Below are 14,119 nucleotides of genomic sequence, written 5' to 3'. Positions count from 1 at the left end.
ACGCGCCCTGGGCGCTCCCTCGTGTATGCGAAGGGGCCTCCAGGGCGCGTTTGCATTTGCAGTTTCACAAGCATCCCCATGCGAGGAGGCGCTACATGGGCGCGACCATCAGGTTAGCCTGCTATTCCGACCCCGCTGACCATTATTCTCATCGGGTACGCCTGGTTCTCGCCGAGAAAGGTGTCAGCGTGCAGATCATCGACGTCGATCCCGGTCGTCTGCCACCCAAGCTGGGTGAAGTGAACCCTTACGGCAGCGTGCCGACCCTGGTCGACCGCGATCTTGCGTTGTATGAATCGACCGTGGTGATGGAATACCTCGAGGAGCGTTATCCGCATCCGCCCCTGATGCCGGTGTATCCGGTGGCGCGTGGTAACAGCCGCTTGTTGATGCATCGCATTCAGCGTGACTGGTGCGCGCTGGCCGATACCGTGCTCGATTCGCGCAGCAGTGATGCCGCTCGTGCCGAGGCGCGCAAGGCACTGCGTGAGAGCCTGACGGGCGTCTCGCCATTGTTCAACGAGTTCGCTTGTTTCATGAGCGATGAGCAAAGCCTGGTCGATTGTTGTCTATTGCCCATACTCTGGCGTTTGCCGGTACTGGGTATCGAATTGCCGCGGCAAGCAAAGCCGCTGCTGGATTATATGGAGCGGCAGTTCGCCCGTGAGCCTTTCCTGGCGAGCCTGTCCTCCGTTGAACGTGAAATGCGCAAGCTTTAAGGAGCCGTTGATGAACTCCAGTCGCCCCTATCTGGTTCGAGCACTGTACGAGTGGATCGTCGACAACGATTGCACGCCCCATATGCTGGTCAATGCCGAATATCCGGCAGTCCAGGTGCCGCAAGGTTTCGCCAGTGACGGCCAGATCGTCCTGAACATTTCCCCAAGTGCCGTGCGCAGCCTGCACATGGACAACGACGCGGTGAGCTTCGAGGGGCGCTTCGGTGGCGTTGCCCACTCGTTGTTCGTGCCGGTCGGCGCGATTCTGGGCATTTATGCCCGGGAGAACGGCCAAGGCATGGTCTTCGAGCTGGAGCCTCCGTTGATGGAGGGTGAAGAGCTGGAAGACGAGGGTGTCGAGCCGGATGATGATGGCCCGCCGGAAGGTGGGGGGCAGCCGCCGCGCCCGAGTGGTCGGCCGAGCCTGAAGGTGGTCAAGTAACAAAAAAGGCGATCCGGTTGGGTCGCCTTTTTCTTTGCAGCACGGTGGTGGTTACAGGTCGCTGATGGTGCGAATCTGGTCACGGTTAACGCGGGTCTGTTTGCCGTCGAGCTGCTGGAACTCGTAGAAGCCGGAGTCCTGATCAAACTGTGGTTCGTCAACAGTCTGGAATTCGCGACCGTCGTTCAGGGTGATCAGGCTAGGGGTGGAGCAGCCGGCCAGGGTGGCGAAGGCGCCGATCAACAGGGCGGGCAGCAGAAGCTTTTTCATGCGGTGTTTCCTGAAGTTCTGAAGGTGGAGCCATTAGGATGCCTGTGCCGGTATGCGAGGGCCGGTGCAGGCAAGCGTATCAGTCGATGTACTCGAACAGCTTGACGATCTTTTGCACGCCCGACACGCCCTGTACCACGGCAGTGGCGGAGTTGGCTTCCTGCTGGGTAACCAGGCCTAGCAGGTAGACGATACCGTTCTCGGTGATGACCTTGATGCGTGAGCTGGGCACGGCATTGTCGGTGAGCATCTGGGTCTTGATCTTGGTGGTCAGCCAGGCGTCGTTATTGCGCGCAAGGATGGAGGAGGGTTGCATCACCTGCAGCTCGTTATGCACCCGCTTGACCCGCTGCACCTGGCTGGCAGTCTGCTCGGCCAGGCTCTTCAGGTCGGCGCGCGGGGTTTGGCCGGCGAGCAGGACAATGCCGTTGTAGCTACTGACGACAATGTGCGAACCCTTGTCCAGATCAGGGTTGGCCTTGGAGATGTTTACAGCGGCCTTGGTTTCGATCAACGAGTCGTCGATCTTGCTGCCGATGGTGCGAGTGCCGCGATCATCCTCGATCGGCGAATTGCGGGTCGAGGTCAGTACCGAGCTGCAGCCGGTGACGCTCAGGCACAGGGTCAGGGCCATCAGGCCGAGGCGCTTGGGGATCATTCTTCACTCCCGAACAGTTGGCTGTCGATCAGATCACACAGGCAGTGGATCGCCAGCAGGTGGACTTCCTGGATGCGTGCAGTGACCGTCGAGGGTACGCGGATCTCCACGTCCTCGGGCAACAGCAGCGAAGCCATGCCGCCACCGTCACGCCCGGTCAATGCTACGACAATCATTTCGCGATCATGTGCCGCCTGGATCGCTTGAATCACGTTTGCCGAGTTGCCGCTGGTCGAAATCGCCAGCAGGACGTCGCCGGGCTGGCCCAAGGCGCGAATCTGCTTGGAAAAGATTTCGTTGTAGCTGTAGTCGTTGGCAATCGAGGTCAGTGTCGAGCTGTCGGTGGTCAAAGCGATTGCCGGCAGGCTCGGACGCTCGCGCTCAAAGCGGTTGAGCAGCTCCGAAGAGAAATGCTGGGCGTCGCCGGCCGAGCCGCCGTTGCCGCAGGCGAGCATCTTGCCCTCGTTGAGCAGCGCATTGACCATGACCAGGCTGGCCTGCTCGATGTGCGGTGCCAGGATGTCCATTGCCTGTTGCTTGGTATCGATGCTGGCCTGGAACAGCCGGCGAATTCGGGATTGCATGTCCATCTGGTGACCTTAAGTGGGGCGGTGGCCTTTGCTACGCGCAACAGGGACCAGCCCGCGAAACATAGAGCAAAAATAGGGGAGTGGGTTCAGCATTCGAAGGCGTTTTTCAGCCATTGAAGCGGCCTGCCTGCATGGTGGCTACCCTGCAAGGCGACAACATCGAAGCGGCAAGGGTGGTTGGCCCAGCAAGACTCCTTCAGCAGAAAAAGGCTGGCGGCATGCACCAGTCGCTTCTGCTTGCGCCCGTCGATACTGCCCAGGGCGCCACCGAAGCCCGCGTGCAACCGATAGCGGACTTCGACGAATACTACTGTATCGGTGTCGAGCATGACCAGATCAAGCTCGCCGCCTTTGCATCGCCAATTGCGCGTCAGCAGTTGCAGGCCTTGCCCTTGAAGAAACTCAAGGGCCTGGTTTTCTGCGGCCTGGCCGGCGCTGGTTGGCGATGCTTGGGGCATCAGCGGATGGTATCGGGCAGGCGCTTGACCTGGCCGCCAGAGAATTCAGCCCATGGCAGCTGGCGCTCGATGCGCTGGCTGGCGCTCATGCTCAGGCTGCCGGAAAGGCCTTGTACACGGTTGTCCGGCAGTGCTTTGAGCTGGCCCAGGCGTGGCGCCAGGCTATAGGCATCTACACCCATTGCATACAGGCGGCCGAGGCTGCCAGCGGCTTGTGGCCACTGCTGAACCACCTGCTGGCGCAGGCTGTTGGTGGTGTCGAGCAGCCACGGGGTTTCGCAGAAGCGAATGCCGTTCATGTCTTTGTACTGGTTGACGTCACCGCTGGCGCTGTAAAGGTTCGAGGTGGCGTAGACCGGAACGTCGCCAGCGTACTGGAAGTTCAGGGTCGGTTTGATCTGCTGCGCCTGTTGCGGGGTCGAGGCCAGGAAGATGAAGTCGATGTCCTGGCGGCGCGATGGCTGCGCGGCAATGGTGCCGCCCACGGTGCTTTGCAGGCTCTGTGCGCGGCCTTCGCTCTGGCGCAGCTGGAACAGGTTGGCGATCTGCTGGGCCAGGGCGACCGGCTGGGCGATGCGCTCGGCGGCGATGATGGTGCCGCCATTGCCTTCCCAGTCCTGGCGGAACGCGGCAAGCACGCGTTCGCCCCATTCACCGCTCGGCACCAGGGCCACTGCGCGAACCATGCCGTCGGCGCGGGCGCGGCGCGAGACTTCGCGGGCTTCGTCTTCAGCCGCCAGGCCGAACTGGAACAGTTGTGGTGGGGCGTTCTGGCCGGCGTCGGCGTAATTCAGGGCGAGGGTCGTGATGGGCAGCTGCGCATTGGCGGCCAGTTTCTTTACCAGCGCTTTTTCCAGGGGGCCGACTACCAGTTGCACGCCATCGGCCTGGGCCTGACGATAGAACTCGTCCAGCGAGCCGATGCGTGAGCTGTCGTACACCTGTACGGCCGGCGCTTGCTGGCCAGCCTGCTGGGCCTGGAAGTGCGCGGCCATGAAGCCGTCACGCAGGGCGCGGGCGACACCGGCAAGCGGGCCTTCCTGGGGCAGCAGCAGACCGATCTTGGTCAGCGGCTGGCTTGCCAGTTCCTTGAGCTTGACCAGAGCCGATGGCAGCTGCTGTGCCGCGGGGTGGTCGGGGTGCTGCTTGCGCCAGGTTTCGATGGCGGCCTGTTGCTGCTCCAGGGTGCCGGCGCTTTTCACGGCCAGGGCCAGGCTGGTCCAGCCGGCCAGGGTCTGGTCGCCGGCGGGCTGCTGCAGTTGCTCTGCCGGCAGCGAGGCGACCAGGGCCCAGATCGCGTCATTGTTGGCGCTGGCAGCCTGGCCGCTGAGCAGTGGGCCCAGCATTACGCGCTGTTGTGCAGCGGCCAGGGCCTGGCCGTCGGCTTCAAGGGCGGCGGCGTGGACGCCATAGGTGCGCACCTGCTGCTCTGCCGGCAGTTGGGCGAGGTGCTGCAGGCTGCTGTGCGAGAGGGCGCTGAGGGCGGCTTTGGGCTGGTTGCGGCTCATGGCCAGTTCGGCGCCAAGTGTGGCGGCGAAGATTTGTTGGGCGGGCTTGAGCGTATCCATGGGGACCTGCTCGAGGATGCGTGCGGCGCGCGGGTAATCCTTCTGCTTGTAAGCCAGGTCGGCAGCGCTCAGGCGCAGCAGGGCGGCATCTTCGGCAGACGTGCTGGCCGCCGCTTTTTCGAGCAGTTGCTCGATGCTGGCGTCCGGCGTGCGTGGCAGCTCTCCGAGGCTGGATGAGGGCGAGCTGGCGCAGGCTGCCAGCAGGGCAGCGAGGCAGAGGGCTGTGAGCAGCCGCAGGCAAGCGATCATGTAAAGGTCCTGTTACTCGATCAAGTTGGCCGGCAATTGTACCCAAGCGTTGGCCGGGGCGCGATGTTGCTGAACGGGAACCTTCACTATAGGTGTACTTGACGTGGCCGCAGGTGAAGTTCTTTGCGCCCTGTTACCGGCGCTCGGGCTACAATGGCGCCTTTGATCCGAAAGGCAGGTGTGCGCAGTGACTGATGTGGCAGGGGCTTCGAAATCCACCGTGGGGACGCTGTATGTGGTCGCAACCCCCATTGGCAACCTCGACGACATGAGCGCCAGGGCATTGAAGGTGCTGGCCAACGTCGCCTTGATCGCCGCCGAGGACACCCGGCACTCGATCCGCCTGCTGCAGCATTTCGGCATCGATACGCCGCTGGCAGCCTGTCACGAGCACAATGAGCGGGACGAAGGCGGGCGATTCATCACCAAGCTGTTGGCCGGTGAGGATGTGGCGTTGGTTTCCGATGCCGGTACACCGTTGATTTCCGATCCTGGCTACCACCTGGTGCGTCAGGCGCGAGCCGCAGGTGTCGATGTGGTGCCTGTGCCTGGCGCCTGCGCGCTGATCGCCGCGCTTTCGGCGGCCGGGCTGCCCTCCGATCGGTTCATTTTCGAAGGTTTCCTCCCCGCCAAAAGCGCCGGTCGCCGTGGCCGGCTCGAGCAGGTGAAGGAGGAGCCGCGCACGTTGATTTTCTACGAAGCGCCTCATCGTATTCTTGAGTGTCTGGAGGATATGAAGCTGGTGTTCGGTGCCGAGCGCCCGGCGTTGCTCGCACGTGAGCTGACCAAAACCTTCGAGACCCTCAAAGGGCTGCCGCTCGCAGAGTTGTGCGAGTTCGTGGCGGGTGACAGTAACCAGCAGCGCGGCGAGTGCGTGGTGTTGGTCGGTGGCTGGAGTGCGCCGGAAGGTGAGGCGGCGATCAGTGTTCAAGCGCAGCGTGTGCTGGACCTGCTGCTGGCCGAGTTGCCGCTCAAGCGTGCGGCGGCCTTGGCGGCCGAGATCACCGGTGTGCGCAAGAACCTGTTGTATCAGGCGGCACTGGAAAAGCAGAAACCGCAGTAGTGGCAATTTGATATAGTTGCGGTATTGCTTGTTCTTGAGCGCAGCTGCCGTTAACCTTGGCGCCGGAGAGTCGATCGGACAGTCGCTGCCTGCTTTTGTTCCGCAACTTTTGTTGCGTAACGGCGGGGGGAGGAAAGTCCGGGCTCCATAGGGCAGAGTGCCAGGTAACGCCTGGGAGGCGCGAGCCTACGGAAAGTGCCACAGAAAATAACCGCCTAAGCACTTCGGTGCCGGTAAGGGTGAAAAGGTGCGGTAAGAGCGCACCGCACGTCTGGCAACAGTTCGTGGCTAGGTAAACCCCACTCGGAGCAAGACCAAATAGGGTTCCATCAGGCGTGGCCCGCGTCGGAACCGGGTAGGTTGCTAGAGGCGTCCAGTGATGGCCGTCGTAGAGGAATGACTGTCCTCGACAAAACCCGGCTTACAGATCGACTCTCCACCTCTCCTCCCTTCTGCTCGATCGATAGCAGAGCGCGTTTGTAATACCGAAAAGATCTTACTCTTAATAAATTACTTTAAGTTCAAACGGTATCCGTTTGAGCGGGTTTGATTTTTCACGATTTTTTTTGCCCCCAGTACTCCTTCCTTCTTCCTTTATTGAGCTAAATCTCGGTCCTGTAAGGGTTTTCCCTATGAACGCGCCTTGACGGTGCGGCGGACGGATTCCTATAGTGTGCGCAAGTGGCAGAAAGTGGGATGAAGTGGGTTTTCTGGCACAAAAAAGCTACCATTGTGGGGAATCGCAGCCGTGTTCCGCGGAGCCAACGCCGTCAGCCTCGATGCAAAGGGCCGTCTCGCCATGCCGAGCCGGTACCGTGACGAGCTCGATTCGCGTTGCAATGGTCAGTTGATCGTGACCATCGACGCCGTCGATCCCTGCTTGTGTGTTTATCCCCTCGATGAGTGGGAGCAGATTGAAGCCAAGTTGCGTGCCTTGCCGTCGTTGCGTGAGGAAAACCGCCGCCTGCAGCGTTTGCTGATCGGTAATGCGGTGGACCTGGAGCTCGACGGCAGTGGCCGTTTCCTGGTACCGCCCCGCCTGCGGGAGTACGCCAAGCTGGACAAGAAGGCGATGCTGGTGGGGCAGTTGAACAAATTCCAGCTGTGGGATGAGGATGCCTGGAACGCAGTTTCGGCAGCCGACCTTGCAGCTATCCAACAACCGGGCGCCATGCCCGACGATTTACGTGACCTGATCCTGTGACCATAGATAGCGGCTTCAACCACATCACCGTCCTGCTCGACGAAGCTGTCGAGGCATTGGCCCTGCGCGCCGACGGTTGCTATCTCGACGGCACCTTCGGCCGCGGCGGGCACAGCCGTCTGATCCTCAGCAAGCTCGGGCCGCAAGGGCGGCTGCTGGGCTTCGACAAAGATCCTCAAGCGATTGCCACGGGGCAAGCGCTGGCGGCCGAAGACGGCCGCTTTGTCATTGTGCAGCGCAGTTTTGCCGAACTGGGCGCGGAAGTGGCCGAGCGCGGGCTGGCTGGCAAGGTCAGCGGTATCCTGCTTGATCTGGGCGTGTCCTCGCCCCAGCTGGACGACCCCGAGCGCGGTTTCAGTTTCCTCAATGACGGCCCGCTGGACATGCGCATGAACCCCGACCAGGGCATCAGTGCTGCCGAGTTCATCGCCACCGCGCCGGTTGAGGAAATTGCCCGCGTTTTCAAAGAGTACGGCGAGGAGCGTTTTGCCGGGCGCATGGCGCGTGCCGTGGTAGAGCGCCGCGAAAAGCAGCCGTTCACGCGTACTGCGGACCTGGCCGAAGTGCTCAAGGTCGCCAACCCTGCCTGGGAAAAAGGTAAAAATCCGGCTACCCGTGCCTTCCAGGGCCTGCGCATTCACGTCAACAACGAGTTGGGCGACCTTGAGGCCGGCCTTGAGGCCGCACTCGATGCGCTGGAAGTCGGCGGCCGCCTGGCGGTGATCAGCTTCCACTCGCTGGAAGACCGTATCGTCAAGCTGTTCATGCGCAAACTGGTCAAGGGTGAAGCGGATAACCTGCCGCGCAACCTGCCGGTTCAGCACAAGGTCTTCGAGCCGAAAATCCGTCTGATCGGCAAGGCCCAGTTTGCTTCCGAAGCCGAGCTCAAGGCCAACCCGCGGTCGCGCAGCGCCGTGATGCGGGTGGCGGAGAAGCTTCGGTGAGCCGGCTATTCGCCAAACCTTTGCCAGGCGGAAGCTTCCTGATGCTTCTGCTGTTCGTTGGCGTGCTTGTTTCGGCCATTGCCGTATCGTACAGCGCCCACTGGAATCGCCAGTTGCTCAACACCCTGTACGGCGAGTTGAATGAGCGCGACAAGGCCCAGGCCGAGTGGGGCCGGCTGATCCTCGAACAAAGCACCTGGACCGCTGCCAGCCGCATCGAGAACCTGGCTTCCGAGCAGCTGAAGATGCACGTGCCTGCCGCCGACGAAGTACGGATGGTGGCGCCATGATGAAGCTCGAAGGCGCGCTCTACCCCTGGCGCTTCCGCGTGGTGATCGGCTTGCTGGCGTTGATGGTCGGTGCCATCTGCTGGCGCATCATCGACCTGCAGGTGGTCGACCGTGACTTCCTCAAGGGCCAGGGTGATGCCCGCAGCCTGCGTCATATCCCTATTCCGGCACACCGTGGTCTGATTACCGATCGCAATGGTGAGCCTCTGGCCGTCAGTACGCCTGTCACCACCTTGTGGGCCAACCCCAAGGAAATGCAAGCCTCCAAGGAGCGCTGGCCGCAACTGGCCGCAGCACTGGGGCAAAACGCCCAACAGCTGAGCGAGCGCCTGACCCAGCAGGCCAGCAAAGAATTCATCTACCTGGTCCGCGGCCTGACCCCGGAGCAGGGGCAGCATGTGCTCGACCTGAAAGTGCCGGGTGTATACGGCCTTGAAGAATTCCGCCGCTTCTATCCCGCCGGTGATGTCACCGCGCACATGGTCGGTTTCACCGACCTGGATGACCATGGCCGCGAAGGGGTGGAACTGGCCTACGATGAATGGCTGGCCGGGGTGCCCGGCAAGCGGCAAGTGATCAAGGACCGGCGCGGCCGCTTGATCAAGGACATTCAGGTAACCAAGAACGCCAAGGCCGGCAAGACCTTGGCGTTGTCCATCGACCTGCGCCTGCAATACCTGGCCACTCGCGAACTGCGTAACGCAATCGCCGAACAGGACGCCAAGGCAGGCAGCCTGGTGATCATGGATGTCAAGACCGGTGAGGTCCTGGCGATGGTCAACCAGCCGACCTACAACCCGAACAACCGTCGCACCATGTTCCCGGCGGCGATGCGTAACCGGGCGATCATTGACGTGTTCGAGCCAGGCTCCACGGTCAAACCGATCTCCATGAGCGCCGCATTGGAGAGTGGGCGCTGGAAGCCCACCGACAAGGTCGAGGTGTACCCGGGCAGCTTGCAGATCGGCCGCTACACCATCAAGGACGTGTCCAGGAGCGAGGGGCCGATCCTCGACCTGACCGGCATCCTGATCAACTCCAGTAACGTCGGCATGAGCAAGATCGCCTTCGATATCGGCGGCGAAGCCATCTACCGGGTCATGTCCCAGGTCGGCCTTGGCCAGTACACCGGCCTTGGGTTCCCGGGGGAGCGCGTTGGCAACCTGCCCAACCATCGCGAGTGGCGCAAGGCCGAAACCGCGACCTTGTCCTATGGCTACGGCGTCTCGGTTACCGCCCTGCAGCTGGTGCATGCCTACGCGGCGCTGGCCAACGACGGCAAGATGGTGCCGCTGTCGATCCTCAAGGTCGACAAGGCGCCCGAGGCAGTCCAGGCCATTCCAAAGGACACCGCCGAGACCGTGCAAGGCATGTTGCAGCAAGTGATCGAGGCGCCGCGCGGGGTATTCCGTGCCCAGGTGCCGTTCTATCACGTGGCCGGCAAGTCCGGTACCGCACGTAAAGCCACAGTTGGCGCCAAGGGCTACACCGAAAACGCCTACCGCTCGCTGTTCGCCGGCTTCGGCCCGATGAGCGACCCGCGTTACGCCATTGTCGTGGTCATCGACGAGCCGAGGAAAGGCGGTTATTTCGGTGGTCTGGTATCGGCGCCGGTGTTCAGCAACGTCATGTCGGGCACCCTGCGGCTGATGAATGTGCCGCCAGACAACCTGCCACCGCCTGCCGACCCGCAACAAGTCAATGCAGTACCCGCCAAGGGAGGGCGTGGATGATGACAATGCCATTGAGCAAGCTTTTCGCCCACGCCAGTCGCGACCCGCTGATCCGTGAGCTGACCCTGGACAGCCGTGCTGTGCGCGCAGGTGACCTGTTCCTGGCCGTGCCGGGGGCCAAGGTCGATGGCCGTGACCATATCAGCGACGCGCTGGCCCGTGGTGCCGCCGCAGTCGCTTACGAACAGCAGGGCACCCATGTGCTACCGATCACCGATGTGCCGCTGATCCCGGTCAAAGGCCTGATCGCCCAGCTGTCGGATATTGCCGGCCGCTTCTATGGCGAGCCGAGCCGTCAGCTGAACCTGGTCGGGGTTACCGGCACCAACGGCAAGACCAGCGTCACTCAGCTGGTGGCCCAGGCGCTCGATGCACTTGGCCAGCGGTGCGGCCTGATCGGCACCCTGGGTACCGGGTTTCATGGTGAGTTGCAGAGCGGTCGGTTGACCACGCCAGACCCGATTGCGGTGCAGTCGACCCTTTATGATCTGAAAAAGGCCGGCGCCAAGGCTGTGGCGATGGAAGTATCCTCGCACGCCCTGGAACAGGGTCGTGTTGCTGCGCTGGAATTCGATATCGCGGTGATGACCAACCTGTCCCGTGATCATCTGGACTATCACGGCAGCATGGAGGCCTATGAGGCCGCGAAGGCCAAGCTTTTCGCCTGGCCTGGCCTGCGTTGCCAGGTGGTCAACCTGGATGACGGATTCGGGCGTCGCCTGGCGGCTGATTTTGCCCGTCGTCCGAGTGTCGATCATATCGAGACCCGTTTGCTCAGCTATAGCCTGGAAAACTCCGACGCTTCCTTGTATTGCCGTGAAGCCAAATTCGACGACGATGGCGTACGCGCCATCATCGTCACTGCCCAGGGTGAGCGCACCTTGCGCAGCCAGCTGCTGGGCCGCTTCAACTTGAGCAACATGCTCGCGGCCGTGGCCACTCTGATGGCTCTGGATTATTCGCTGGATGAAATCCTCAAGGTCACCCCGCAATTGCAGGGCCCGGTGGGCCGCATGCAGCGCCTTGGCGGTGGTGAGAAGCCGCTGGTTGTGGTCGACTACGCGCACACTCCTGACGCCCTGGAAAAAGTACTCCAGGCCCTGCGCCCGCACGCCCACGGCCAGTTGCTGTGCCTGTTCGGTTGTGGCGGCGATCGCGATCGTGGCAAGCGTCCGCTGATGGCCGAGGTGGCCGAGCGCCTGGCTGACCGTGTACTGGTCACTGACGATAACCCCCGTACCGAAGACCCGCAGGCCATCTTCAACGACATTCGCCCTGGTTTTGCCCGGCCCGCCGAGGTCGAGTTCATCGCTGGCCGTGGCGAGGCCATTGCACACCTGATCGCTTCTGCTGCCGCCTCGGACGTCATCGTCCTGGCCGGCAAGGGGCACGAGGATTACCAGGAAATCAATGGCCAGCGCCATGACTTCTCCGACCTGGTCGAAGCCGAAAAGGCACTTGCAGCCTGGGAGGCTCCACATGCTTGAGCCCATGACACTCAGCCAGCTGACCGCAGCACTGAGCGCTCGCCTGGTCGGCGCAGACGCCAGCTTCAGCGGTGTCAGCATCGACAGCCGCAGCGTCGGCGCCGGGCAGTTGTTCGTCGCCCTGGCGGGGCCGCGTTTCGATGGCCACGACTACCTGGCCGATGTGCAGGCCAAGGGGGCTGTGGCAGCGCTGGTGGAGCGTGAAGTGGCCGATGTCGACCTGCCGCAACTGGTGGTTGCCGACAGTCGTCTGGCCCTCGGCCAGCTTGGTGCGCTGAACCGTGCCGGCTACGACAAACCTGTGGTAGCGATCACCGGCTCCAGCGGCAAGACCACGGTCAAAGAGATGCTTGCCTGCATCCTGCGTACCCGTGGCCCTGTTCATGCCACCCGTGGCAACCTGAACAACGACCTGGGTGCACCGCTGACCCTGCTGGAAATTGCCCCGCAGCACAGCGCCGCCGTCATTGAGCTGGGCGCTTCGCGCATTGGCGAGATCCGCTACACCGTGGGCCTCACCCAGCCACAGGTGGTCATCATCAACAACGCAGGTACTGCCCACGTCGGCGAGTTCGGCGGGCCAGAGAAGATCGTTGAAGCCAAGGGCGAGATTCTCGAAGGGCTGGGCGAGGGTGGCACGGCCATCCTCAACCTGGACGACAAGGCCTTTGCCATCTGGAAGGCGCGTGCGGGTGCGCACAAGGTCATCAGCTTTGCCCGCAGCGACGCCCGCGCCGACTTCCATGCCACCGACATCGGGCGCGACGCGCGGGGTTGCCCGTCGTTCACACTGCATGGCGCCGGCGCATCGGTGGCCGTGCAGCTCAATGTGCTCGGTGAGCATAACGTCAGCAACGCCTTGGCCGCCGCCGCCGCCGCCCATGCCGTTGGTCTGAGCCTGAGCGGCATTGCCGCCGGCCTGAACGCCATGCAGCCGGTCAAGGGCCGTACCGTGGCGCAAATCGCCCCGAATGGCGTGCGCGTGATCGATGACAGTTACAACGCAAATCCCACCTCGATGTGCGCGGCCATTGATATACTCGCCGGCTTTTCCGGTCGCACCGTTCTGGTGCTGGGGGATATCGGCGAGCTGGGGCAGTGGGCCGAAGAAGGCCACCGTCAGGTGGGCGATTACGCGCGCGGTAAGGTCGATGCCCTGTATGCAGTGGGTACCAACATGACACATGCGGTCAAGGCGTTCGGCGCCAATGGCCGTCATTTCGCAACTCAAGCTGAGCTGATCGAGGCCGTTCGTGCCGAAACTGCCAGCAACACCACTATCTTGATCAAGGGCTCGCGCAGCGCTGCGATGGAAAACGTCGTGGCTGCATTGTGCGGTGCCAGCGGGGAGAAACATTAATGCTGCTGCTGTTGGCTGAGTATCTGCAACAGTTCCACAAAGGCTTCGCGGTCTTCCAGTACCTGTCCCTGCGCGGGATCCTTGGCGTACTGACCGCGTTGTCGCTGGCGCTGTGGCTGGGCCCGTGGATGATCCGTACCCTGCAGATCCGCCAGATCGGTCAGGCCGTCCGTAATGACGGCCCGCAATCGCACTTGTCCAAATCCGGCACGCCAACCATGGGTGGTGCCTTGATCCTGTCCGCCATCGGCATCAGCACCCTGCTGTGGGCCGACCTGTCGAACCGCTATGTGTGGACGGTACTGATCGTCACGCTGCTGTTCGGCGCCATCGGATGGGTCGACGACTACCGCAAGGTGATCGAAAAGAACTCGCGCGGCCTGCCTAGCCGCTGGAAGTACTTCTGGCAGTCGGTGTTCGGCCTGACGGCGGCGATCTTCCTGTATCAGACGGCCCCGACCACAGTCGAAACCACCCTGATCGTGCCGTTCCTCAAGGACGTCACCATCCCGCTGGGCATCGGCTTCGTCGTCCTCACCTACTTCGTCATCGTCGGCTCGAGCAATGCGGTCAACCTGACCGATGGCCTTGATGGCCTGGCGATCATGCCGACAGTGATGGTTGGCGGTGCGCTGGGCATCTTCTGCTACCTGTCGGGTAACGTGAAGTTCGCTGAGTACTTGCTCATTCCTTATGTGCCGGGTTCAGGTGAGCTCATCGTGTTCTGCGGCGCGCTGATCGGCGCCGGCCTGGGCTTTTTGTGGTTCAACACCTATCCGGCCCAGGTGTTCATGGGTGACGTCGGCGCGCTGGCGCTGGGCGCTGCACTGGGCACCATCGCCGTGATCGTGCGCCAGGAAATCGTGCTGTTCATCATGGGCGGCATCTTCGTGATGGAAACCCTGTCGGTGGTGATCCAGGTGGCTTCCTTCAAGCTGACCGGCAAGCGCGTGTTCCGCATGGCACCGATCCACCACCACTTTGAACTCAAGGGTTGGCCTGAACCACGGGTGATTGTCCGTTTCTGGATCATCACCGTGATTCTGGTGCTGATCGGCCTTGCAACCCTGAAACTGAGGTAGAC

15 protein-coding genes and 1 other RNA gene are annotated in these 14,119 nt (G+C 62.2%); 11 read left to right on the top strand and 5 right to left on the bottom strand.

Annotation, left to right across the window (positions count from 1 at the left end):
* Window positions 1-95 precede the first annotated feature (95 nt).
* Both ACEWE8_RS10035 and ACEWE8_RS10030 read left to right on the top strand, forming a co-directional pair.
* Window positions 96-719, top strand: a complete 624-nt coding sequence (locus ACEWE8_RS10035; RefSeq protein ID WP_046784843.1) for a glutathione S-transferase N-terminal domain-containing protein — start codon at window positions 96-98, stop codon at window positions 717-719.
* A 10-nt stretch (window positions 720-729) separates the two neighbouring features.
* A complete protein-coding gene (locus ACEWE8_RS10030; RefSeq protein ID WP_046784844.1) occupies window positions 730-1,161 on the top strand; it encodes a ClpXP protease specificity-enhancing factor in 432 nt (143 codons plus the stop codon).
* A gap of 51 nt (window positions 1,162-1,212) precedes the next feature.
* On the opposite strand, the gene ACEWE8_RS10025 is transcribed toward ACEWE8_RS10030, so the two are convergent.
* From ACEWE8_RS10025 to ACEWE8_RS10005, 5 genes are all read right to left on the bottom strand, one after another.
* The gene (locus ACEWE8_RS10025) at window positions 1,213-1,431 is read right to left on the bottom strand and encodes a YgdI/YgdR family lipoprotein (protein WP_046784845.1); all 219 of its coding nucleotides are present in this window, start codon (window positions 1,429-1,431) and stop codon (window positions 1,213-1,215) included.
* A 79-nt stretch (window positions 1,432-1,510) separates the two neighbouring features.
* Window positions 1,511-2,089: a BON domain-containing protein gene (locus ACEWE8_RS10020; protein WP_012312856.1), complete on the bottom strand. Its 579-nt coding sequence runs from the start codon at window positions 2,087-2,089 to the stop codon at window positions 1,511-1,513.
* Window positions 2,086-2,679, bottom strand: coding sequence for a phosphoheptose isomerase (locus tag ACEWE8_RS10015; protein ID WP_008097558.1), 594 nt, complete (start codon window positions 2,677-2,679; stop codon window positions 2,086-2,088). The genes ACEWE8_RS10020 and ACEWE8_RS10015 overlap by 4 nt, the downstream gene beginning before the upstream one ends.
* An 86-nt stretch (window positions 2,680-2,765) precedes the next feature.
* The gene (locus ACEWE8_RS10010; protein WP_046784846.1) at window positions 2,766-3,137 is read right to left on the bottom strand and encodes a YraN family protein; all 372 of its coding nucleotides are present in this window, start codon (window positions 3,135-3,137) and stop codon (window positions 2,766-2,768) included.
* Entirely contained in the window at window positions 3,137-4,954 is a 1,818-nt protein-coding gene (locus tag ACEWE8_RS10005) for a penicillin-binding protein activator (RefSeq protein WP_046784847.1), read from the bottom strand. Before ACEWE8_RS10005 ends, ACEWE8_RS10010 begins: the two co-directional genes overlap by 1 nt.
* Window positions 4,955-5,141: 187 nt before the next feature.
* Here ACEWE8_RS10005 and rsmI point away from each other — a divergent pair, with 187 nt between their 5' ends.
* From rsmI to mraY, 9 genes are all read left to right on the top strand, one after another.
* Entirely contained in the window at window positions 5,142-6,017 is an 876-nt protein-coding gene (gene rsmI / locus ACEWE8_RS10000) for a 16S rRNA (cytidine(1402)-2'-O)-methyltransferase (RefSeq protein ID WP_046784848.1), read from the top strand.
* 66 nt (window positions 6,018-6,083) lie between these two features.
* An RNA gene (gene rnpB, locus ACEWE8_RS09995) (RNase P RNA component class A) lies at window positions 6,084-6,457 on the top strand.
* A gap of 308 nt (window positions 6,458-6,765) precedes the next feature.
* Window positions 6,766-7,221 carry a division/cell wall cluster transcriptional repressor MraZ gene (mraZ, locus tag ACEWE8_RS09990; RefSeq protein ID WP_011535546.1) on the top strand — a complete coding sequence of 152 codons (456 nt, stop codon included), beginning with the start codon at window positions 6,766-6,768 and terminating at the stop codon, window positions 7,219-7,221.
* On the top strand, window positions 7,218-8,165 hold the full coding sequence (gene rsmH, locus ACEWE8_RS09985) for a 16S rRNA (cytosine(1402)-N(4))-methyltransferase RsmH (RefSeq protein ID WP_012312860.1): 948 nt from the start codon (window positions 7,218-7,220) through the stop codon (window positions 8,163-8,165). The genes mraZ and rsmH overlap by 4 nt, the downstream gene beginning before the upstream one ends.
* Entirely contained in the window at window positions 8,162-8,455 is a 294-nt protein-coding gene (gene ftsL / locus ACEWE8_RS09980) for a cell division protein FtsL (protein WP_012312861.1), read from the top strand. The genes rsmH and ftsL overlap by 4 nt, the downstream gene beginning before the upstream one ends.
* Complete coding sequence (locus ACEWE8_RS09975; RefSeq protein WP_161872110.1) at window positions 8,455-10,188, top strand: penicillin-binding protein 2; 1,734 nt, start codon at window positions 8,455-8,457, stop codon at window positions 10,186-10,188. Before ftsL ends, ACEWE8_RS09975 begins: the two co-directional genes overlap by 1 nt.
* Window positions 10,185-11,675, top strand: a complete 1,491-nt coding sequence (gene murE, locus ACEWE8_RS09970; protein ID WP_182445246.1) for a UDP-N-acetylmuramoyl-L-alanyl-D-glutamate--2,6-diaminopimelate ligase — start codon at window positions 10,185-10,187, stop codon at window positions 11,673-11,675. The genes ACEWE8_RS09975 and murE overlap by 4 nt, the downstream gene beginning before the upstream one ends.
* The gene (gene murF / locus ACEWE8_RS09965) at window positions 11,668-13,035 is read left to right on the top strand and encodes a UDP-N-acetylmuramoyl-tripeptide--D-alanyl-D-alanine ligase (RefSeq protein ID WP_046784850.1); all 1,368 of its coding nucleotides are present in this window, start codon (window positions 11,668-11,670) and stop codon (window positions 13,033-13,035) included. Before murE ends, murF begins: the two co-directional genes overlap by 8 nt.
* Window positions 13,035-14,117 carry a phospho-N-acetylmuramoyl-pentapeptide-transferase gene (gene mraY, locus ACEWE8_RS09960; RefSeq protein ID WP_012312865.1) on the top strand — a complete coding sequence of 361 codons (1,083 nt, stop codon included), beginning with the start codon at window positions 13,035-13,037 and terminating at the stop codon, window positions 14,115-14,117. The genes murF and mraY overlap by 1 nt, the downstream gene beginning before the upstream one ends.
* Window positions 14,118-14,119 lie beyond the last annotated feature (2 nt).

This window comes from Pseudomonas sp. TR47 (assembly GCF_044143025.1).
Classification (GTDB): Bacteria; Pseudomonadota; Gammaproteobacteria; order Pseudomonadales; family Pseudomonadaceae; genus Aquipseudomonas; species Aquipseudomonas putida_E.
The sequence above is the reverse complement of the archived record's forward strand: the minus strand, read 5'-3'. Positions and strand labels throughout refer to the sequence as shown.